This is a genomic window from Candidatus Gastranaerophilales bacterium (genome assembly GCA_028693235.1).
Classification (GTDB): domain Bacteria; phylum Cyanobacteriota; class Vampirovibrionia; order Gastranaerophilales; family Gastranaerophilaceae; genus JAQUVW01.
Map to the genome: position 1 here is coordinate 245,837 of JAQUVW010000003.1, position 20,352 is coordinate 266,188.

Annotated in this window: 24 protein-coding genes; 11 read left to right on the plus strand and 13 right to left on the minus strand. The window is 34.6% G+C overall.

The genetic code is table 11. From position 1 onward, the window contains the following. The first annotated feature begins 14 nt into the window (after positions 1 to 14). Together PHV37_06720 and dapA are read left to right on the plus strand one after the other, a co-directional pair. Positions 15 to 1,031 carry an aspartate-semialdehyde dehydrogenase gene (locus tag PHV37_06720; protein MDD3237774.1) on the plus strand — a complete coding sequence of 339 codons (1,017 nt, stop codon included), beginning with the start codon at positions 15 to 17 and terminating at the stop codon, positions 1,029 to 1,031. Positions 1,032 to 1,042: 11 nt separating this feature from the next. Further along, complete coding sequence (gene dapA / locus PHV37_06725; protein ID MDD3237775.1) at positions 1,043 to 1,942, plus strand: 4-hydroxy-tetrahydrodipicolinate synthase; 900 nt, start codon at positions 1,043 to 1,045, stop codon at positions 1,940 to 1,942. 45 nt (positions 1,943 to 1,987) lie between these two features. Here dapA and kdsA read toward each other — a convergent pair whose 3' ends face one another. Then, a complete protein-coding gene (gene kdsA / locus PHV37_06730) occupies positions 1,988 to 2,809 on the minus strand; it encodes a 3-deoxy-8-phosphooctulonate synthase (GenBank protein MDD3237776.1) in 822 nt (273 codons plus the stop codon). Positions 2,810 to 2,936: 127 nt separating this feature from the next. Between kdsA and PHV37_06735 the strand changes: the two genes are divergently transcribed. Next, complete coding sequence (locus tag PHV37_06735; GenBank protein ID MDD3237777.1) at positions 2,937 to 3,773, plus strand: hypothetical protein; 837 nt, start codon at positions 2,937 to 2,939, stop codon at positions 3,771 to 3,773. Further along, positions 3,770 to 4,672, plus strand: coding sequence for a hypothetical protein (locus PHV37_06740; GenBank protein ID MDD3237778.1), 903 nt, complete (start codon positions 3,770 to 3,772; stop codon positions 4,670 to 4,672). The genes PHV37_06735 and PHV37_06740 overlap by 4 nt, the downstream gene beginning before the upstream one ends. On the opposite strand, the gene PHV37_06745 is transcribed toward PHV37_06740, so the two are convergent. Continuing rightward, positions 4,669 to 6,873 carry a bifunctional (p)ppGpp synthetase/guanosine-3',5'-bis(diphosphate) 3'-pyrophosphohydrolase gene (locus tag PHV37_06745; protein MDD3237779.1) on the minus strand — a complete coding sequence of 735 codons (2,205 nt, stop codon included), beginning with the start codon at positions 6,871 to 6,873 and terminating at the stop codon, positions 4,669 to 4,671. The two genes, PHV37_06740 and PHV37_06745, sit on opposite strands and share 4 nt — an antisense overlap. Before the next feature lie 79 nt (positions 6,874 to 6,952). On the opposite strand from PHV37_06745, the gene PHV37_06750 reads away from it, so the two are divergent. Together PHV37_06750 and secG are read left to right on the plus strand one after the other, a co-directional pair. Then, positions 6,953 to 7,267, plus strand: a complete 315-nt coding sequence (locus PHV37_06750) for a DUF167 domain-containing protein (GenBank protein MDD3237780.1) — start codon at positions 6,953 to 6,955, stop codon at positions 7,265 to 7,267. A gap of 22 nt (positions 7,268 to 7,289) precedes the next feature. Continuing rightward, on the plus strand, positions 7,290 to 7,514 hold the full coding sequence (gene secG, locus PHV37_06755) for a preprotein translocase subunit SecG (GenBank protein MDD3237781.1): 225 nt from the start codon (positions 7,290 to 7,292) through the stop codon (positions 7,512 to 7,514). A gap of 52 nt (positions 7,515 to 7,566) precedes the next feature. Here secG and dut read toward each other — a convergent pair whose 3' ends face one another. Next, positions 7,567 to 8,004, minus strand: coding sequence for a dUTP diphosphatase (gene dut, locus PHV37_06760; GenBank protein MDD3237782.1), 438 nt, complete (start codon positions 8,002 to 8,004; stop codon positions 7,567 to 7,569). A gap of 127 nt (positions 8,005 to 8,131) precedes the next feature. Between dut and PHV37_06765 the strand changes: the two genes are divergently transcribed. Further along, positions 8,132 to 8,962 (plus strand): hypothetical protein, encoded by an 831-nt coding sequence (locus PHV37_06765; GenBank protein MDD3237783.1) that lies wholly within the window; start codon positions 8,132 to 8,134, stop codon positions 8,960 to 8,962. Here PHV37_06765 and PHV37_06770 read toward each other — a convergent pair. From PHV37_06770 to PHV37_06790, 5 genes are read right to left on the minus strand one after another with little or no spacing between them, the layout of a single operon-like run. Next, complete coding sequence (locus PHV37_06770) at positions 8,959 to 9,921, minus strand: hypothetical protein (GenBank protein MDD3237784.1); 963 nt, start codon at positions 9,919 to 9,921, stop codon at positions 8,959 to 8,961. The genes PHV37_06765 and PHV37_06770 overlap by 4 nt on opposite strands. Before the next feature lie 11 nt (positions 9,922 to 9,932). Beyond that, positions 9,933 to 10,808 carry a pantoate--beta-alanine ligase gene (gene panC / locus PHV37_06775; GenBank protein MDD3237785.1) on the minus strand — a complete coding sequence of 292 codons (876 nt, stop codon included), beginning with the start codon at positions 10,806 to 10,808 and terminating at the stop codon, positions 9,933 to 9,935. Next, a complete protein-coding gene (gene panB / locus PHV37_06780) occupies positions 10,786 to 11,649 on the minus strand; it encodes a 3-methyl-2-oxobutanoate hydroxymethyltransferase (protein MDD3237786.1) in 864 nt (287 codons plus the stop codon). The genes panC and panB overlap by 23 nt, the downstream gene beginning before the upstream one ends. Position 11,650: 1 nt before the next feature. Then, the gene (locus tag PHV37_06785; protein MDD3237787.1) at positions 11,651 to 12,964 is read right to left on the minus strand and encodes a YvcK family protein; all 1,314 of its coding nucleotides are present in this window, start codon (positions 12,962 to 12,964) and stop codon (positions 11,651 to 11,653) included. Between the two features lie 25 nt (positions 12,965 to 12,989). Continuing rightward, a complete protein-coding gene (locus PHV37_06790) occupies positions 12,990 to 13,763 on the minus strand; it encodes a LamB/YcsF family protein (GenBank protein MDD3237788.1) in 774 nt (257 codons plus the stop codon). A 216-nt stretch (positions 13,764 to 13,979) separates the two neighbouring features. On the opposite strand from PHV37_06790, the gene PHV37_06795 reads away from it, so the two are divergent. From PHV37_06795 to PHV37_06810, 4 genes are all read left to right on the plus strand, one after another. Then, positions 13,980 to 14,471: a hypothetical protein gene (locus PHV37_06795; GenBank protein ID MDD3237789.1), complete on the plus strand. Its 492-nt coding sequence runs from the start codon at positions 13,980 to 13,982 to the stop codon at positions 14,469 to 14,471. Continuing rightward, a complete protein-coding gene (locus PHV37_06800) occupies positions 14,461 to 15,114 on the plus strand; it encodes a hypothetical protein (protein ID MDD3237790.1) in 654 nt (217 codons plus the stop codon). Before PHV37_06795 ends, PHV37_06800 begins: the two co-directional genes overlap by 11 nt. Before the next feature lie 2 nt (positions 15,115 to 15,116). Continuing rightward, positions 15,117 to 15,956, plus strand: a complete 840-nt coding sequence (locus tag PHV37_06805) for a hypothetical protein (protein MDD3237791.1) — start codon at positions 15,117 to 15,119, stop codon at positions 15,954 to 15,956. Between the two features lie 151 nt (positions 15,957 to 16,107). Then, the gene (locus PHV37_06810) at positions 16,108 to 16,626 is read left to right on the plus strand and encodes a hypothetical protein (protein ID MDD3237792.1); all 519 of its coding nucleotides are present in this window, start codon (positions 16,108 to 16,110) and stop codon (positions 16,624 to 16,626) included. On the opposite strand, the gene PHV37_06815 is transcribed toward PHV37_06810, so the two are convergent. From PHV37_06815 to frr, 5 genes are read right to left on the minus strand one after another with little or no spacing between them, the layout of a single operon-like run. Further along, entirely contained in the window at positions 16,613 to 17,542 is a 930-nt protein-coding gene (locus PHV37_06815; protein MDD3237793.1) for a hypothetical protein, read from the minus strand. The two genes, PHV37_06810 and PHV37_06815, sit on opposite strands and share 14 nt — an antisense overlap. A gap of 2 nt (positions 17,543 to 17,544) precedes the next feature. Continuing rightward, positions 17,545 to 18,183, minus strand: a complete 639-nt coding sequence (gene rpe, locus PHV37_06820; protein ID MDD3237794.1) for a ribulose-phosphate 3-epimerase — start codon at positions 18,181 to 18,183, stop codon at positions 17,545 to 17,547. Further along, on the minus strand, positions 18,174 to 18,902 hold the full coding sequence (gene rnc, locus PHV37_06825) for a ribonuclease III (protein MDD3237795.1): 729 nt from the start codon (positions 18,900 to 18,902) through the stop codon (positions 18,174 to 18,176). Before rnc ends, rpe begins: the two co-directional genes overlap by 10 nt. After that, complete coding sequence (locus PHV37_06830; GenBank protein ID MDD3237796.1) at positions 18,886 to 19,791, minus strand: phosphatidate cytidylyltransferase; 906 nt, start codon at positions 19,789 to 19,791, stop codon at positions 18,886 to 18,888. Before PHV37_06830 ends, rnc begins: the two co-directional genes overlap by 17 nt. Then, positions 19,791 to 20,351, minus strand: coding sequence for a ribosome recycling factor (frr, locus tag PHV37_06835; GenBank protein MDD3237797.1), 561 nt, complete (start codon positions 20,349 to 20,351; stop codon positions 19,791 to 19,793). The genes PHV37_06830 and frr overlap by 1 nt, the downstream gene beginning before the upstream one ends. Position 20,352 lies beyond the last annotated feature (1 nt).

Sequence of the window (20,352 nt, forward strand, 5' to 3'; positions counted from 1 at the left end):
AAAAAGGAAACGTTATGAAAAAACCCGTAATTGCCGTATTAGGTGCAACAGGTGTTGTCGGCAGAGAGATTCTTAGTATTTTAGAAGAAAACAATGTTGAGTTCATCGACATAAAATTCCTCGCAAGCTCTAAAAGTGCGGGTAAAAAAATAACGTTTAAAAATAAAGAATATACCATTATTGAAGCTACTCCGGATGCTTTTGAAGGCGTTAATATCGTTTTGGCGTCAGCTGGCGGCTCTACAAGCCAAAAGCTTGCATCTGAAGCTGTTAAGCGTGGTGCCGTCTATATTGACAACTCCAGTGCTTTCAGAATGGAGAAAGATGTGCCTTTGGTTATCGCAGGCGTAAATGATGAAGATTTGAGAAAACATAAAGGCATCGTCGCTAACCCTAATTGCTCAACTTCACAACTGATGTTAGCTTTGAAGCCCCTAGATGAATATGCAAAAATTAAAAGACTTGTCGTTTGCACTTATCAAGCAGTAAGCGGTGCTGGACTAAAAGCTATTACAGAGCTTAAAGAAGGGACTGTTGCTGCTGAAAATAAAAAGGACTACGAATATACAGCATTCAAAAAGCCTATCGCTTTTAACGTTATCCCGCAAATTGACGTATTTTGCGACAACGGCTACACAAAAGAAGAAATGAAAGTTGTAAACGAAACAAAAAAAATATTACACCTTGCAGAAAACACTCCTATTACCTGCACTGCAGTCAGAGTGCCGGTATATAGAAGCCACTCTGAAGCTGTAACTGTTGAATTTGAAAAAGAAATTACCCCTCAAAAAGCAAGAGAGCTTCTTGAAAACGCTTGGGGAGTAGAAGTTATGGACGATATTGATAATTTCGTTTACCCGACTCCTCTTGATTCTGCCTATAAAAACCCTGTTTATGTCGGTAGAATTAGAAAAGATTTGGCTTTTGACAATGCAATCTCTTTCTGGTGCGTGGCTGATAATTTAAGAATCGGTGCCGCTTTAAATACTGTCAGAATTGCTGAAAAAGTTATTGAAATGCAATTATTTTAAGGAGAAAATATATGGCAATGAGATATGATGCAGGCGAAATTATAACCGCTATGGTTACGCCATTTGATGACAATATGAATATAGATTATTCGGCTTTAGAAAGACTTTTAGAACATTTAATCGAAAACGGCACAGATGCGGTTCTTGTAGCGGCAACAACAGGCGAATCACCAACTTTGACACACGAAGAAGAACTTGAAATGCTTGCTTTTGTCAAAGAAAAAGTAGACGGCAGAATTAAAATAATAATGAGCACAGGCTCAAACTCAACTGCTACAGCTGTTACAATGTCTAAAAAAGTTGAAGCTGTTGGAGCTGACGCTCTATTATCAGTTGTACCTTACTACAACAAACCATCTCAAGCCGGAATTTACGAACACTTTAAAGCTGTTGCAGAGGCAACAAATCTTCCTATCATTATGTATAACATTCCTGGAAGAACCGGCATAAACATGCAACCTGAAACCGTTGCAAAATTAGCAAACGACTTTACTAATATTGTGGCTTTAAAACAAAGTAATTCAAATCTTGATTTAATCAGTGAAATGAAAAGACTTTGCCCAAGTGATTTTGTAATCTATTCAGGCGACGATAGCTTGACTTTACCAATGATGTCAATCGGGGTTCACGGAGTTGTAAGTGTAACTTCTCACATTGTAGGAAAACAGGTAAAATCAATGATTAAATCATTCAAAGAAGGGGACATTAAGGTTGCGACTGAAAAACATTTGAAGCTTTATCCGTTGTTTACAAAATTGTTCATGGCTCCAAATCCGGTTCCGGTAAAAGAAGCTTTATCAAAAATGGGAATTATTAAAAACAAGGTCAGACTTCCGTTGGTCACCTTAAATGAAGCAGAAAGAGCAGACTTCTACAGCGTTTTAGATAATTATTTACCTTGTTGTAAATAAAAAACCATACTAAACTTATAAAAGGAGCTCATAAAGCTCCTTTTTTTATTTTACTAAATTAAATATATCACGACAAACTTTGAATACGTCTTTTGCAGTTTTAAAATCGAGCATATTTGAGCCGTCACAAAGAGCACTATCAGGCTCAGGATGGACCTCAAAGAAAAGCCCGTTTGCACCTGCTGCTGTAGCAGCTTTTGCGAGAGTTTCGACAAATTGGCGTTCCCCTGAAGATGAATCGCCTGCACCACCGGGTATTTGAACGCTATGAGTCGCATCAAATATAACAGGAAATCCCATTTCTTGAATAATAGGGATAGCTCTCATATCAGAAACCAAATTGTTATAGCCGAAACTAGCACCTCTATCTGTGATAGAAACCTTTGCATTTCCTGAGTCAATGACTTTTTTGGCAATAGATTTCATTTGTTGAGGAGCTAAAAATTGCCCCTTTTTTATATTAATAATTTTATTCGTTTTCGCAGCAGCAACGAGCAAATCAGTTTGTCTGCATAAAAACGCAGGAATTTGGATTATATCAGCCACTTCTGCAGCAACAGCCGCTTGATTAGGTTCGTGAATATCAGTCACAATCGGAAGATCAAATTCTTTTTTGACTTCTGCCAACAGAGTCAATCCTTTTTCCATTCCAAGACCTCTATAAGAAGTCAAAGAGCTTCTGTTAGCCTTATCAAAGGAAGATTTAAAAACATAATTTATATCAAGTTCTTCCGTTATCTTTTTCAAGTTTTCAGCTGTTTTAAACAAAATATCACGACTCTCAATGGCACATGGACCTGCCAAAATCGTAAGTTTTTCTCCGCCGATTTCAAAATCATTCAATTTAATTTTATTTACTTTAATCATATATAATCCTACAAAACTCTTTTTTCATTATATTTCAAAACAGACATATTTTCCAGTATGATTAACTTTTCTTCACGACAGTTTGTAAATTGTAGTCGCAGTGAGGTTTCCATGTTATAAATTTAGTATGTTGAGTAGAAATTTTTACAAAAAAACAATATCATTTTGGTTGCTTATTACCTTTTTATCGTCTTTTGCAAATGCAGAGAGCGTAAAATTAAACGTAGATTCAAAACAACAATTAAATCTACACCCTGTAGCAAAAGTTACCAAAGATAGCATTATCATTAACGACAAAGACACTCTTTCAGACCTGATTGACTACCAACACGATGAAGAATTGAAAGATTTAGAAATATTGTGGCAAGCTACTATCGAAAAAAACAATCTGATTAAATTTACACTAAAAAAGCTCAATACTCCCGAAAGCCAAAGACGTCTACATTCATCATTGATGGCAAAAAGCGTTTCTGCAATAGTTTATGGAGCAACTTTCTTGCCGAGCTTTATGGGTGCAAACCCGCTTGTCCAATCTGCCTCTTTTACATCTGGGCGTCTTGCTAACAACTTTATAAACAAAACTAATATTTCACAAGTTCAGCCTCTATCTGATACTGAACTTATTGAGCTTGCAGGTACTATTGAAGAACTTCAAGATAATATTATCTCGACCTATTACAACTACAAAGGAGCCCTCAACAAGCTAAAAGACACCAGAGAAAAAATGATTTTATACAATAAAAATTATTCCAACGCCTTGAAAAAAGGAGAGGATATCGAAATCATAATTTCTTCCTCACTTTATGATGACCTCAAAATCCAAGAATATCAACAAGAGCAAAATGCACGTAAATACTATTTTGAACTTGAAAGATTAGCAGGTAAAGAAGCTGTGGACAAATTAAATTTGGCTCAATTTGCACTAAAAAACCAACTTGTTAATCCGGAGGCTGTAAAACAATGATTTTAAAACACAACTTAAAACAAAAATTATCACTTTCACTCATTGTTACAATATTGAGCCTTCCTTGTGCTTTTGCAAATCAACTTGATGAACTTTCACTCCCTAAGAAACCAGCTTACAGATTGGGGACAAGCAACGAGATTGAAACCGAATACAAAGTTTTTGACATCCAAAAAGAAGCCCAAGCTAAATATACATATAATCGTGAAAAAATAAAAAACCTTACCTACGCCGATTCGACTTTAAAAGACATATCTCTTGAAATTTCTAAAGGACTTTCGATTGACAAAGAAAATATGCTAGAAGACGTTCAAATACTATGGACGGGAGCCGCAACTAAAAGCGAAACTATCAAATTTGCACTCTACAAACTTGCAAACCCTGACGCTGACAAGCCTGATGAAAATATGGTAAAAAAAGTAATAAGACCCCTTGCTAATTTTTCATCAATTGCTGGAGCAGGTTTTATGAATCCACTGGCGGCAACAACAGCACTAATGGGAGGCTCTTTGGCAAACGCATTGACTCTCAATGATAAAGATTTGAACTATAAATACACAAAACTCAATGATGCCGACATGATTATTTTAATAAGAAAAGTCGATGACCTCCAAAAAAGAATGATGTCTGATTATTTTGACTATATGAGTGCGTCAGAATCACTAAAAATGTCAAACCAAAATCTTTCTAAAAGAAAAAGAAACTATGAATTAGCTAAAAATTCGTCAAACGAAGCACTACTTATGGCAGACGCATACTACAGAGTCGCTTTAGACAACAAATCTCAAATGGAATTGGACTTTTTAGCAAAAAGAGCAGCTCTTGAACAACTTGTAGGCTCCCAAGCCCTAAGAGAGTTTGAGCTAAAATTGCTAGACCGAGAAAAAAGTAGCAACTAATTCTTTGCCGTTTTCGTTTTCTTCTTCTTTGGCTGAGCTTGAGTATATTTTTTAGTATTAGAGTTCATGGGAATTCTTTTTACTGAATGAACATCAGGCAATGACTGCAATGCAGACACAACGGTTCGTAACCTGTCTATTCCATCAACTTCTATTCCAAGTTCAATAATACCAAGCTTATTGGGATTATTTGCTTTAACATTTGCATAAGTAATATTTGTATTACAATCAGCAAGTTTAATTAAAACTTCTTTAAGCATTCCCATCTTATCTTCAACATCAATCCGTATTGAGGTTACATAAGTTTTATTTCCGATACCCTCAGCCCAGTTAATTTGCATTAAACGCTCTTCGGGAACCGTATCTAAGCAATTGCAATCAATTCTATGAACTGAAACGCCTTTGCCTTTCGTAACAACACCAACAATAGGCTCACCCGGTAGTGGTGTACAACATTTCGCAATATTATAAAGCATTCCCTCCAGCCCGATAATATCATTTTTATGAGATTTGGGTTGCTTGGTCGTAACGATATTTGTTTCTTCAACAGCAGCCGGCTTTTTAAGCTTATTGGCAATTTTATTGACAGTAGTTTCATTGTTACCCAAAGCAGCGAGCATATCTTCTATCGTTTGATAATTCAAGCTTTGTGCTATTTTTTGAAGTTCACCTGATTTAGCAGCCTCTTCGAGTATAGCTTTGGGAAGTTCAGCATCAAGCATATTCTTCCCGAGTGCAATATATTCATCTTTGTTATGTTTTTTGAACCATTGACGAATTCTTGATTGAGCTTGTTTTGTAACAACAAAATTTAGCCAATGCATTTTTGGAGAACCGGTTTTTGACGTCAATATTTCAACAATATCACCGTTTTTCAGTTTTGAGTCTAATTGAGCAATTCTACCATTAATCAAAGCACCTGTTGTTTTATTTCCGACGTCAGAGTGAATTCTGTATGCGAAGTCAACAGCAGTAGCATTTTGGGGCAAATCTATTACATCTCCCATTGGAGTAAAAGCAAAAACCTGATTTGAGAACAAGTCCAACTTAACATTTTCAACGAACTCGTTTGCATTTTTAGCATCCTTATCCATCTCGACCATTTTTCGCATCCACGAAAATTTGATATCCGTTTCAGAATCTGCTTTTTGAGAGCCAGATTCTTTGTATCGCCAGTGAGCAGCAACACCATATTCAGCTACATGATGCATTTCTTGAGTTCTTATTTGAACCTCCAACGGTTTTTGTCTAGGACCTAAAACCGAAGTATGAAGCGACTTATAGCCATTACTTTTTGGCATTGCAATATAATCTTTAAAACGCCCCGGTATTGGTTTAAACTGTGAGTGAATAATCCCGAGAACCTCGTAACATTCGCCCTCATCTTTTACCATTACACGAACGGCAGTAATATCATACAAATCATGAAACGCAATATTCAATCTCTTCATTTTTTTGTAGATGCTGTAATAATGTTTTGCACGACCTGTAATTTCGGCATCTATATTATGTTGTTTTAAAACTGTTGAGATTTTGTCAATCAACAACTGTACGGTTAAATCTCTTTCTGTTTTCTTTTGAGCAACCAACTGAGCTATTTCAAAATATTTTTCAGGATTAATATACCTTAAAGATAAATCTTCCAACTCAGCTTTAATTCTACCAATACCTAGACGGTTAGCCAAAGGAGCAAAAATATCCAAAGTTTCTTGAGCTATACGCAGTTGCTTATTTTGAGCCATATAGTTTAAGGTACGCATATTATGTAGCCTGTCAGCAAGCTTTAAAAATATAACCCGAACATCATTTGCCATAGCAATAAACATTCGTCTAAAGCTTTCTGCTTGTCGTTCTTCTTTAGATTTAAAATGATATTTACTTAATTTTGTAACGCCGGTAACCAAGTTAAGGACATCTTCACCGAATTGTTCTTTAATCTCCTCTGGTTGAGTATCTGTATCTTCCAAAATATCATGCAAAAAAGCAGCGATAATAGTATCTTTATCAACCCTCAAATCAGCTAATATTTTAGCAACCTCAAACGGGTGAATAATGTATGGTTCTTCACTTATACGGTATTGCCCATTATGCAATCTTTCGGCAAATTTATACGCCCTAAAAATATCATCCATATCTTCTTTCGGTCGATGTTGGGCGTTAAGTATATCTTCTAGCTCTTTATATATAACAATATCAGTCATTTAATTTTCCCTTAGTGTTAATATTTTACAACTTATTTCCGCATTTGACTAGACATATTTTGTTTAGGATAATATCTATATGGATAATTTTAATTTTTTAAAAACAGACAATAATGGAGTAACCATATCAATCAAAATAGTCCCAAACGCTTCAAGAGAAAGCATATTGGGCTACACAGATGAGTATATTAAAATCAAAATTTGTGCACCTCCAATTGAAAACAAAGCGAATAAACAATTAATCTTGTTTTTATCAAAATTCTTTTCTATACCCAAAACCTCAATAGAATTTATTTCCGGCGAAAAATCCAAGATTAAGCGATTGTTACTCAATGGAGCCGATATCAAAGAAATAGTTAAAAAAATTTCAGTTTATGATAGAATAAGTGCATAAAATATATTTTAAGGAGAATTTAATGATTACATTTATATGGATAATTCAAATAATTTCAGCTCTATTATTAATCGTGTTGGTTCTTTTGCACTCACCAAAAGGCGACGGACTGGCTGCAATCGGTGGAGCTGCTAATTTATTTTCATCTCAAAAAAGTGCTGAAACAGGTTTAAACAAACTAACAATGTATGTTGCCATTACTTTTTTAGTTACAACATTCATCACCGGTTTTCACTTTTTTATGTAAATAAAAATAAAATAAATATAAAAAGAGATGCTTTTATGGCATCTCTTTTTGCTTATAAACCTGTTGAGCCAAAACCGCCTGTATCTCTTTTGCTACAAGCTAATTCTTCAACTATATCTATTTTAACTTTTTCCACCTTTAAAATTACCATCTGGGCAATACGCATATCAGGTTCAATCACAAAGTCTTCGTTTGATAAGTTCACAACAGGAACGCATACTTCCCCTCTATAATCCTCATCAATTGTACCAACTGCATTAATCAATGTTATCCCATGTTTTATGGCTAAACCGGAGCGGGCTCTGACTTGTGCTTCAAACCCTTTTGGTAATTCTATTTTCACCCCCGTCGGAATCAACTTTCGCTCTAATGACTTAAGGACAATTGGCTCTGAAATTGCTGCTGCCAAATCCATTCCTGAGGCACCCTCAGTTTTATACTCGGGTAGAATCTTATTATGCTCTAATCTGATTATCTTTAAAATTTCCATAATAGAATTATACATTAAAAATTTTTTCTTAACCATTCGTTACATTAAGGTTATTTTTATCAATCCGAATTCGCAAATTGTTTTTTTATTAATAGGTAAGGTAAAATAATTTTAGTTAGGTAGTATTATGGGTACAGTAATTAACGCATTGCGTATGACTTTGGGGCAAGAAGATTCTTTCGGTAGAGTCCTATCCGGAGCCACCGGCAAAAACGCAAAAGAACTTTGGAAAGCCGCTAAAACAACAGATGGCAGCACTATTAAAAACTTTATAAATACAACAAGCAAAGAAGTTGACTCTTTTGAAAAAATATTAAGCCACACAGACGAAGTTTTTAAAGGAGTAGACAAAAGCGTAATAAAAACCATCAAAAAAGGTGGAAAAACCAATAACGCATACTTCCAAAAAATATCTGAATTTTTCAACAAAACCATAGGTAAATCAGGCGATGATGTTGCAAAAATAGCAAAAGAAACTTTCGGAATTTCTGATGACGTAGCAAAGATTGTAGCAAAGAACTCTGATGATGTTGCGAAAATGGCAGCTGAAGCAACAGGAAAATCAGCCAAAGGACTTTTTAAATCATTAAAAGGTAAAGGTGGAACATTAGGTATTGCTCTTACAGCAGCATTTGAGCTCCCTGATATCGTAAAAGCATTCAAAAACGGTGACGGCGTAAAACAAATAGGACGTTCAGCTTTGAGTGTTGGTGGATTTGCAGCCGGTGCCGCAGCCGGTGCCGCAATCGGCTCTGTAATCCCAATAGCAGGAACAGCTGTCGGAGGAATAATCGGTGGACTTTGCGGATTAGTCGGTGGCATGCTCGGCGGTTCTGCAAGCGAAAAAATAGGTAACAAAATCTTCGGCAAATCCATTCAAGACCAAAAAGAAGAAGCTCAAGCCGCTCAACAAGAAGCTTTGGCTCAACAGCAAATACCATTTACAACACAAGGTTAATTTTCTCTTAACGAATATATTTCTTGATTATTGGTAACATGAAGGTTTTTAGATAAATTATAAACACCTTTTGTTACCAATTTATAATGTTTTTTTTCTTGATTAAAATAAATATTTTTAAAAGCAGAAGTCGCAATAAATTCGTTTTGCAAATTCAAACAAATAATAGTGTCCAGCACGCTAATTTCTTTCGTTAAATCATCAGATGGAGCCAAACTACCCAATGCTACCAAAAAATCAATTCTCAATGTTGGTTTTAAAAACTCTTTAGATAATGAATTCAAGGTTTCCCGTGTATAAAATATAAAATTGTCCACATTACTGAAATCCTTGTAAATCAGATATAACTTTTTCTTATACAAGCCTTTTTGTTTTATCTGATTTTGATTTATATTATTCAACAATGCCTGATGAAATTTGTTTTTCATTTTTTCAATTTCCTCAGGTGTCATTTTTTCTTCTTGGATAAAATTAGAAAGATTTGTTATTTTCACATCAAGCAAAAATAAGAAATTTGAAGGCTCTTTTAGTAGTGTTTTTTTTGTGTTTGCTCTTATTTGAGAAGATGTATTTTTTTTGCTTAAAATTTTATCTGTTGTCGAAGGTTTTTTTCTTGACCAAGTTTCAATCTTTGTTTCGATATCCGCCAAAAATTCATACAAAAATTTTACAGAATTTGCTAATATTATAAAAATAATAGCACTGATAACACCTGTAAAATCAACAAGTTCGTCACTAATAGTCGGCTTATAGGTATAAAACAAACCCACAAAATCCCAACTCGGCTTAAAAAGCCAAAAGAAATTTTCTACTCCTTCAACTTTAGAAGTATATAAAAGCCAATATACAATAGAAAAGAACGCATAGAACATACAAAATACTTGAACGAACTTAATCAAATTTTTGATTAAGTTTAAAAATGAAGATGCACCGTTTTTTTCGTACATTGTATTAACCATCGTCAGGTTGTTTATCCTAGTAAAATATTATCAATTAGCCTTACGTTATCGATTTTTGCTGCTATAGCAACGAGTGTTTCTTTTTGTATAATATCTTGAGGTTCAAGATATTTAGTATCTACAAACTCTAAATATTCAAGTTCTATAGTTTTATCAAGGACACTGATTGCTGAATCAAAAAGAATTTTTGTATCCGTAGTGCCTTTTTCAAATAAACTTTTTATATAGGTTAAGCTCTTGCTGATTGAAACCGCTTTTTTACGAGCTTCAGGAGAAAGATATTTATTGCGAGAGCTCAATGCCATTCCATCATCTTCTCGAACAATTGGACAAGGAACAATCTCAATTGGAATATTCAAATCTTTAACCATTCTTTTTAATATTATAAGCTGTTGAGCATCTTTTTGTCCAAAAAACGCACAATCAGCTTGAGAAATATTAAACAATTTAAGAACCACAGTAGCAACACCGTCAAAATGCACGGGTCTGCTTCTACCACAAAGCTTATCCACCAAATCATAAGGAGGGCAAACAAAGGTTTGAACATTTGTAGACATTGTTTTTGACTCTGTCAAATCTATCCCATACATTTCAGCGGGTGTAGGAGCAAAGACAACTGCCGCTCCATTTTTTTCACACAAAGCTAAATCTGAATCTATAGTTCTTGGATATTTATCATAATCTTCTTTTGGTCCAAATTGAATAGGATTTACAAAAACGCTCACTATGACTTTATCACACATTTCAACAGCTTTTTTTATCAAAGATTGATGCCCTGCGTGTAACGCTCCCATTGTAGGAACAAGACCTATTTTAAGACCTTGTTTTTTCCATTCTAATATATAATTTTTCAATTCTTGTATGTTATTTGTTAAAATAGTTATCAACTTTTGATTTCTCCTCGGGTTTTAAGTTGAAAACGTGTTCTTGATTAGGGAATTTGTTTTCGTTTATGTCTTTTACATATGATTTTGCTGAATCGATTATGATACTTTTTATATCGGCATATTTTTTTACAAACTTTGGTGTAAAGTCAGAATATTTACCGATTAAATCATCTATAACGAGTACTTGTCCGTCAGTAAATCGACCTGCACCTATACCTATTGTCGGAATTTGTAATTCTTTTGTAATATAAGTAGCGGTTTCTTCGGGAACCATTTCTAAAACAACAGCAAAAACACCTGCCTTTTGAAGTTTAATAGCTTCTTCTGCGAGTCTGACTGAATTTTCATAAGATTTACCTTGAACGATATATCCTCCGAGAGAGTTGATATATTGCGGTGTAAAACCGATATGCCCTACAACTGCTATTCCACAATCAGTCATATGTTTAACAATATCAAGTATATAATCAGAAGCACCTTCAAGCTTTACAGCTTGTGCACCTGCCCTAATCAATTCACCTGCATTTTTTACAGCTTCTTCTTTAGAAACGTGATAGCTCATAAAAGGCATATCAGCAATAACCAAAGCTGTTTTAGCACCTCTCGAAACAGCACCTGTAAAGATTTTCATATCATCCATTGTGACATTTAGGGTTGTTTCGTAACCGAGAGTAGTCATTCCAACAGAATCTCCGACTAATATAGTGTCAACGCCTGCTTCATCAACATATTTCGCAGTTGAGTAATCATAAGAGGTCAACATTGTAATTTTTTGACCGTTTTTTTTCTTTTTCAATAAAGTTTTAACAGTAATCGGTTTAATTTTTTCTGCAACTGACATTTTATTCTTCCACTTTTTCTTGTTTTCTGTACCAATAATAAATCGCTCTTGCTAAACGGCTTGGGCTGTGTCTTACGACATTTTTTTTGTTCTCAGCAATTAATCTTTTGCGAACAATTCCGATACCCATTTTTTTTATTGTTACTCTATCAACTTTGACAGGGTGAGAATTATACTTTTTGTACTCTTCCACTATTTCATCGGGTAAATAATCATTGACCAAAACGGTGTCAATGATTTTTCTGTTGTTTGCATGAGCCAAAATAGTTTTTATATGGTCGCTTACTGTAAAGTCATCGGTTTCACCGGGTTGAGTCATAATATTACAAACATATATTTTTTTAGCCTTAGCTTTCTCTACCGCCTCAGATATTTCCCTAATTAAAAGATTAGGAATAATACTTGTATATAAGCTTCCGGGTCCTAAAATTATCAAATCAGCATCTTGAATTGCCACAATAACATCTTCCAGCGGCTTACAGAATTGAGGGTCCGTGTACATTTTTTTTATTTTTTTGCCTGATTCAGGAATAGTAGATTCACCTTTGATAATCGTGCCATCTTCCATCAAGGCAACAAGTTTCATATCATCTAAAGTTGAAGGAAGAACCCGCCCTCTGATTGATAGAACCTTTGATGATTCGATAATAGCTCTAAACATATCTCCTATAATCGCACACATAGCAGTAAGGAAAAGATTACCGAAGCTGTGACCTTCAAGCCCCTCGCCTGTTTTAAAACGATATTGAAATAACTTGGTAGTCAAATCATCATCATCTGCAAGAGCTGCGATACAGTTTCTTATGTCGCCGGGGGGCAAAATCCCCATTTGTTGACGCAATCTGCCTGAACTTCCGCCGTCATCACCCACCGTGACAATTGCGGTGATATTATTTGTAATTTTTTTAATGCCTTTAAGCATTGTAGAAAGCCCTGTACCGCCACCAATAGCAACTACTTTAGGACCTCTGTTTAATTTTCTTCTTCTATACAAATCTTCCAAAAGAGCATGTCTATTTCTTTCGTTATTAACATCTAAAATAGAATAATTTGTTTTTTGCCAGCCTTTAAGAAAAATCAATGCACCAATCAATATAAAAACTGCCCCGATTATTTCTGAAGGAATAGTTTGAGCAATTTTTAATACCAAATTAATTAGAAAATAAATAGGTCGCATGTTTAAAATGATACAAAGCCCGATGGCAGAAAGAACAGTACCGATAATAATAATCAAGAACCAACGTTTAATTTCCAGTCCCGGAAGCAGCCAACCTACATCTTTTGGCATTTTTATAATATTTTTTAATAATTTCAAATCTCAATCTCCTGTTTTTAAATGTCTATAGCCAACCTGAAGAAACTACTTTGTTGTAATTACAAGGGGTCGGCGTAATGATTTCATTAGCCTTTTTAATCGTTTCAATAATGGTAGGATTTTTGTATCCGAAGTGAATTGTATCACAATTCATAGGAACAAAGGCACCTCCTGTGACTTTCATTTGTCCGGAATGATTAAGAGTTCTTATCCTGTTCATAGTAATTTCAGGCGTAGTAAAATCTTTTTGTTCCCAGTTTATTTCTCCGTCTTGGTTATAATATTTATCCGCAAACACTTCTCTTGCAACGATTATATCAGTTTCAGCAGCAACTTTATCAAGATTTTCATTTGCAAACCCGTAGTATGTCAACCATTTGTCGAATTTTTTTATCGCATTAGCTATTGCCAAAGAAAACTCAAAGTTTTCAGCCGCCATTTTATACATAGCACCATGAGGTCTAACGTGTTCAATTTCAAGACTGTAAGACTTTGCAAAAGACGCCAAAGCCCCTAATTGATAAATAACAAGTGCCTCAATTTCATCAGAGTTCAAGTCCATAGGTCTATAACCGAAGCCTTGGATATCACAAAAACCGATATGTGCCCCTAAAGCCAAATGTTTATCTTTACACTTCAAAAGAGTATTTTTAATAGTTACAGGATCGCCTGCGTGAAAACCGCAAGAAACGTTTACGCTGCTCACATAGTCCAAAAGTTCAAACTCTGAACCATCTTGATACACGCCAAATCCTTGAGCTACGTCGCAATTAAAATCTATATTTTTATTATTTCCCATTATATTCCCTATTCATCCTCGTTACATGACACAACTATGTCAACTACAATTATACTCCAATATAAACTTGCGTCCAGTTGTTAAGCAATCTTGATGTATATTTTGACTTTTTCGAAAAAAACATTAAAACAATGCTAAACATCATTCAAACGGATGTGTTTAGACCCTGTTATTTCTCTCATAATAATTATGTATTCGTATGAGTAATTTTTGAGTATGCCTTTTCGTTACAGATTACAAAAAGTCTTGGACTTTCGTATAAAGAAAAAAGAAGCACAACTCCAAGCTGTAATCAAAGCACAGCAAGAGGTGTATAGAGTGGAAGCTCTAATCGAAAAAAACAACCGAGAAATAGCTGCCTCTAAAGATAACATGCGAAAAGCTGACCCGATGATGTATGAAGCATATGACAATTTCATAAAACACTTATATGAAGTCGGCGAAGATTTGGAACTTGAAAAACAAAAGGCACTTGACGCTCTACAAGTTGAAAAAGACAAGCTCGTAGAATGTGAAAAAGAAGTCAAAGTACTTGAAAAACACAAAGAAAATATGCACGAAGCTTATAAAGCAGAAGAAAAAGCAGCAGAATTAAAAAGGCTATCTGAAGTAGCTGTTCAAAAATATTTTGCGAGAACAAAAGAACAAAAAGAAGACGAAGAACTCGACGAATTGATAAAAAAAGGAGACTCCTCTGATGAAAATTAGTTCAGCACAAAAAGATACTCTGGAGCTAACTAAAAAAGAAAATACAAAAGTAGATGAAGAATGTATTTCACCCTGCGATTTGAGCTTTAAAGATATCGTAAATCGTTCTCAATCAATCGCAAATGATGACATTTTAGCATCTGCTTCTTTAAAAGATGATTTAATGAGTGTTCTATCTGATATAAAAACCGATTTTAATTATGACACGGTTAATATGGACAAAGATGACGCAAAATTCTTCATTGACATGGTTCATGACGGTCAATTTGCACTGAATGTTCAAGGTGACGTTAATGCGACTCTGGTAAACATGACCGACACCGCAGCAAGTTCAATAGTAAAGACCTCCACTGTATCAAAAGCCCTAATGAGTATGTTGGAAGACTCCTATAACACACAAAAACCTGTAAGAATTGACTTTGACAATAATGTTTCTGTCATTATGAAAATAGATAAAGAAGGCAAATTATCTGCTAATTTTATCCCTGGCGACAAAGCTGTAGAACAATATTTGCGGGACAATATCGGATTTTTAAAACAACGCTTTGATGAACAAAATCTTGCCTACGGCAATCTATCTTACAGTCAACACAAAAACTCACGCCAAAACAAAAAAGACAATGAAAATAAACAAGGAGAATAATTGTGATAAATGATTCTTTTATTACAGCATTAAATGCCCAAAAAGCAACAGGGCACTGGATTGATGCGTTAAATGAAAACTTGTTTAACATATATACCCCCGGCTACAGAGAAAGCCAACATTCATTTAAAACATTTCTAACAGGCTCCATCAGCAATGGTTATTTAAGAAACGTAAGTCAAGGTAAATCAACCCCCGGTACATCTAACGAAAACATCTACCTTGAAGGAACCGGATTCTTTAATATCAGAAATGATAAGGGGAAAATATCATATACTCGCTTAGGTGAATTCAAATTCGATGGAGAGGGAGTGTATAGAACAACAGACGGACAAGCAGTTCAAGGCTATATTCTTAACGACAAGGGCGAAATAATGCAGGGCACAAAACCCGTAGATGCAAATATGTACGAAGAAACAGCTTTGAACGGAGGCTCTGTTTCAATACCAACAACCAACATCAAACTTTGGATTGACCCTAACAACGGAAAATATCTCGGGAAATATGATGAATTTGAATTTAAAGGCGATGGTATTTTGTACGGAAAAGCTGACAGTGGTAAAATAATGACCCCTTTATACAAAGTTGCCGTTACAAATTTTCATAATCCGCAAGGGCTTTTCGAAGTAAAATCAGGACAATTCATTGAAACCGAAGAATCAGGGAAACCTGTCGTAGGTAGAGGCGAAGTTAGAGGTGGACTTGTTGAAATGTCAAATGTCGACTTCAAAACAAATCTTTCGTACTATCAACAAGCAAAAATGCAAATGGACGTAGCTAATAAATTAATACAAACAAATAAACAGCTCTTACAACAAGCTATTGAACTTATGAGCAGTTAGTCTATTATGCCTTTATCGCTTGTTTTTATTGGCTGATTAATTCAATATATACATAAATGCTAATTTATTGTAAAGATAAATTAGCATTTTGTTCTATTATTTGATGATTTTTTCTATAATAGGAGAGAGGTAGGTAGAGAGGGATATAATCTTGGAAGCTGATAATATTAATTTTAGTGATTCTGTTAGTCCAAAAACTGTTAGAGATGCCTTGGGTATAGACAATTCCGCTATTCAAGAACTGTGCAAAAAAGCTTCGGTTAAACCTAAACGTGACTCAAGAGGGCTTACCTACTTTACGAAGGACGATTTCAACATGATGAAAGATGCTATTGAAAAAACTAAAAATTTGCAATCAAAATTAGCTATGATGAGAGCTGAAAGAAAAACTCAGGTCGTTGCAACAAACAAAATTGATGACGCATCTATGACAAAACTAATATCCTCATTAAAAAATATAGAAACTGCAATCACTGAAAAAGTTTCATCTATTATGGACGAAAAACTTGACGGAATGGATGATGTGGTTTTAGAGCTCATTCGTTGCAAAACCGAAAACGAAACTTTAAGATATAAAATGAATGAACTCAATAAAGAAAATTACAATTTGAAAAACGAACTTTCATCTTATAAAAATGTTGCTCTTAATGTTTATATTAAAAAGGCATAATTTCTAAAACATTACCGATTTCATCAAATCTAACTTCAAATTTAGGTGGAATATTGTGATATAAGAATTGATTTGACGATACAGTTTGAATAGCGTCATTCGGACTTAAAAGTTTTTTAGATATAACATTTTTCACAATATCGACAAGCAACATGGCACTACCTGCCAAAGTGCCGTCCTTGCCTGTCGCTTTACCATTTTTATAATAAACAGGCTGGTTACAAAACATCATTTCTGATTTGTCACTATGAGCAATTGGCAACGCATCACTTATCAACAAAATCTTGTTCAAAGGTTTTGTTTTAAATACCAATTTCAAAACATCATCATTAACATGAACGCTGTCGGCAATTATTTCTGCATAGATATCATCATTGATTAGAGCACTTGTTGTCGTTGATTTTTCCTTATGAGTAATCGTTCCCATTGCATTGAATAAATGAGTAACCTGATTAACACAAGACAAATCGCTACCTAGGCAGTGACCGGCAGAAACTTTTATATTTAAATTTTTAAGATACTTAATAAGTTCGAAATTCTCATCAAACTCAGGAGCTAACGTAATTATTTTTATAATTTCATCTTCAAAAGCTTTAAAAGTCGCAACTGTAGGCGGAATAATCAATGATTTGTCATGGATACCTTTTTTTTCGGGATTTAAAAAAGGACCCTCTAAATGCACACCGATAATTTGAGCCATCTTATCATCTTGCTTGTTTTTTGCTTTTTTGATAACTGAAATCTGTTTTTTTAAATTCTCAACAGAATCTGTAACCAAGGTAGGGAAATATGCCACAACGCCAATTTCAAGCAACCTTTCAGATAAAAACAAAAGCTCATCAACCTCAGCTCTGCTGAAATCAACACCAAAAGCACCATGGAGATGCTGCTCAACTATTCCTTGTGATTTAATCATAGTTACCTCAATGAATTTATTGCCGCAGTTTTATCACTCGCTTTATATATATAACTACCTGCTACGAGTGCATTTGCACCGAAATCACGACAAATTTTCCCAGTTTCGGCATTAATACCGCCATCAACTTCTATTATCAATTTGTTATTAGAATTATCTCTAATCTGCTTAATTTTTTTTGCACAATCAAACATAAACGATTGACCGCCAAACCCAGGTTCAACAGTCATAACCAAAACCAAATCGGCTACATTTAAAAAGTCTTTTATTTCACTAACCGGTGTTTTAGGCTTAATAGAAAGTCCTGCTTTTACACCTTTTTCTTTGATTTTCTTCAACAAATCAAGGGTATTTTCACCAACGGCCTCGTAGTGAATAGTAATGTAATCAGAGCCTGCACCGACAAAATCATCTATGTATTTTTCAGGATTATCAATCATCAAATGAACATCAAGCACCATATCGGTTACTTTTCTCAACGCTTTGACAACGGGGGCACCAATTGTCAAGTTAGGAACAAAATGTCCATCCATGACATCTACATGAACCCAATCAGCACCGGATTTTTCGAGCATTTTGATATCATTTTCCAAATTTGCAAAATCGCCTGATAAGATTGAAGGAGCTATTATTACTGACATTTTCCCTCCTTGATAAGTCCGAGATTTTCACTTGCATCTAATGCAGCTTGTTTTTCTGCCTCTTTTTTGGATTTTCCTTTACCTCTACCAATTTCTTTATTTTGATAATAAACTGCAACCTCATAGGTTTTATTATGGTCTTTACCTACTTCATTTTCAATTTTATATTCCGGTAAATCCTTGTTTTTGCCTTGGGTATATTCTTGTAAAAGTGCTTTTGCATTATAAATGCACATATTATCGTCAATTTCTTGAATATGAGGTTCGTACAAAGAGTATAAAAACGCATAAATATTATCTAATTGTCCATCTTGATACAAAGCTCCCAAAAGTGCCTCAAAAGCACATGCCAAGATAGAAGAGCGAGTTCTTCCTCCTGATTTTTCTTCATGAATACCTAAATTTAAGTATTTATTCAAATTAATCTTATTCGCAAGCTTTGAGAGATAGTCATCACTGATAATTATCCCTCTGATTTTAGTCATTTGCCCTTCTTTATAATCAGGATATTTTTCAAAAAGAATTTTACTAACAATTAGTTTAAGAACAGCATCACCCAAAAACTCAAGTCTTTCATAGTCTTGCCCGTTTTCGATATTATTTTCGAAATGAAACGAGCTATGAGTCAATGCAACATCAACAAGTTCATAATTAGTAGTTTTAAAATTTATATTAAAAAGAAATTGTTTTAACTCATTTTCTCTAGAAACCGTTAGCATTCAATACCTTCTTTATTAAGTCAAAAATATCCATTAGAGAATATTGGTTTACAACAAAATAATTAAAATAGTAATAAGCAACAGGAGCACTAAAAATATAGCTATCTGCTCTATCTAAGAACCCGCCATGCCCGGGGATAGAATCACCTGAATCTTTAACACCTGCGTCACGCTTTATCAAAGACTCTGATAAATCACCCAGCTGAGCAAATATTGTTATTAACAAACCTGCAACGAAAGACTGAATCCAAGTTAACCCAATGAAATGCCCCATTATAAGAGCAACAATTATTGCACAAATCGAACCAGCTACAGAGCCTTCGACTGTTTTTTTTGGGCTGATAACCTCTGCTAATTTTGTTTTACCAAATCTTGTCCCGAAAAAATACGCTCCGATATCAGTCATCAAAATCACAAAAAACATGAATATAAGATAATACATGCCTGAATTAAAATTCCAAGTAAAGAAATCATGACCGTCAGAATTGAATTGTCTTATGAGAATAATATAGCTGGGAAGCCACGCAAAAGCGAATCCCAACATAGTAGTTGCGACATTTGCGATATAAGGCTGTCTGCCTCTAAACAAAACTGCAAGAAATGAAGCAATAACGCCACCTGCTAAAACCAACGGTACAAGCTTGTAGTAGCCTATACTCGTTAAAAAAGTAAGCAAAACGCCCGTTGTAACAATGACTTTAAAAAAGGGCAAGAAGCCCTTTTTTTTCAAAATATCAACATACTCTTTAGAGCCAAGACAGACAAAAACCAAAGTCAAAAGCAAGAGAGCAATTCCGCCTCTTACAACGCAAAAAAGCATCAAACCGCCGACAATTGTACCTGTTAACACCCTTAATTTTGCACCTTGGAATGACTTTAGAATATTCACTATACTGTCAAGACCTCTTTTTCTTTTTCTAACACTAAATCTTCAATATTTTTAATGAATTTATCAGTTAATTTTTGGATTTTTTCTTGGTTATCTTTAACAGCATCTTCGGGAAGATTTTCTTCTTTTTCAGCTTTTTTAAGATCATCCGTCATATCACGTCTAACATTACGAACAGCGACTTTAGACTCTTCACCGATTTTTTTAACATCTTTTGAAAGTTCTTTTCTTCTATCTGCCGTCAAAGGAGGGAATACGAGTCTTAAAACAGAGCCGTCACTATTTGGAGTGATGCCCAATTCAGCTTTAATAAGAGCCTTTTCAATATCTTTCATAATTGACTTATCAAAAGGAGATATAACCAAAGTTGTACCCTCTTGAACAGACACTTGCGACATTTGTCTTAGTTGAGTCGGAACACCATAGTAATCAACGACAACTTTGTCCAAAATCATAGGGTTTGCTCTACCGGTTCTAATACCTGCTAACTCTTTTTTTAATTGGTTAATGGATTTTTCCATTTTTTCCTGACCAAATAAAAATAATTCTTCTACTGACATT

Excerpts from the sequence above, each read along its gene's own strand:
- PHV37_06795 (MDD3237789.1), top strand. The coding sequence starts at position 13,980 with ATGCCTTTTCGTTACAGATTACAAAAAGTCTTGGACTTTCGTATAAAG.
- PHV37_06735 (MDD3237777.1), top strand. The coding sequence starts at position 2,937 with ATGTTGAGTAGAAATTTTTACAAAAAAACAATATCATTTTGGTTGCTT.
- dapA (MDD3237775.1), top strand. The coding sequence starts at position 1,043 with ATGGCAATGAGATATGATGCAGGCGAAATTATAACCGCTATGGTTACG.
- PHV37_06815 (MDD3237793.1), bottom strand. The coding sequence starts at position 17,542 with ATGATTAAATCACAAGGAATAGTTGAGCAGCATCTCCATGGTGCTTTT.
- PHV37_06770 (MDD3237784.1), bottom strand. The coding sequence starts at position 9,921 with ATGGTTAATACAATGTACGAAAAAAACGGTGCATCTTCATTTTTAAAC.
- PHV37_06750 (MDD3237780.1), top strand. The coding sequence starts at position 6,953 with ATGGATAATTTTAATTTTTTAAAAACAGACAATAATGGAGTAACCATA.
- rnc (MDD3237795.1), bottom strand. The coding sequence starts at position 18,902 with ATGCTAACGGTTTCTAGAGAAAATGAGTTAAAACAATTTCTTTTTAAT.
- dut (MDD3237782.1), bottom strand. The coding sequence starts at position 8,004 with ATGGAAATTTTAAAGATAATCAGATTAGAGCATAATAAGATTCTACCC.
- PHV37_06740 (MDD3237778.1), top strand. The coding sequence starts at position 3,770 with ATGATTTTAAAACACAACTTAAAACAAAAATTATCACTTTCACTCATT.
- secG (MDD3237781.1), top strand. The coding sequence starts at position 7,290 with ATGATTACATTTATATGGATAATTCAAATAATTTCAGCTCTATTATTA.
- rpe (MDD3237794.1), bottom strand. The coding sequence starts at position 18,183 with ATGTCAGTAATAATAGCTCCTTCAATCTTATCAGGCGATTTTGCAAAT.
- PHV37_06800 (MDD3237790.1), top strand. The coding sequence starts at position 14,461 with ATGAAAATTAGTTCAGCACAAAAAGATACTCTGGAGCTAACTAAAAAA.
- PHV37_06745 (MDD3237779.1), bottom strand. The coding sequence starts at position 6,873 with ATGACTGATATTGTTATATATAAAGAGCTAGAAGATATACTTAACGCC.
- PHV37_06790 (MDD3237788.1), bottom strand. The coding sequence starts at position 13,763 with ATGGGAAATAATAAAAATATAGATTTTAATTGCGACGTAGCTCAAGGA.
- kdsA (MDD3237776.1), bottom strand. The coding sequence starts at position 2,809 with ATGATTAAAGTAAATAAAATTAAATTGAATGATTTTGAAATCGGCGGA.
- PHV37_06720 (MDD3237774.1), top strand. The coding sequence starts at position 15 with ATGAAAAAACCCGTAATTGCCGTATTAGGTGCAACAGGTGTTGTCGGC.
- frr (MDD3237797.1), bottom strand. The coding sequence starts at position 20,351 with ATGTCAGTAGAAGAATTATTTTTATTTGGTCAGGAAAAAATGGAAAAA.
- panB (MDD3237786.1), bottom strand. The coding sequence starts at position 11,649 with ATGTCAGTTGCAGAAAAAATTAAACCGATTACTGTTAAAACTTTATTG.
- PHV37_06765 (MDD3237783.1), top strand. The coding sequence starts at position 8,132 with ATGGGTACAGTAATTAACGCATTGCGTATGACTTTGGGGCAAGAAGAT.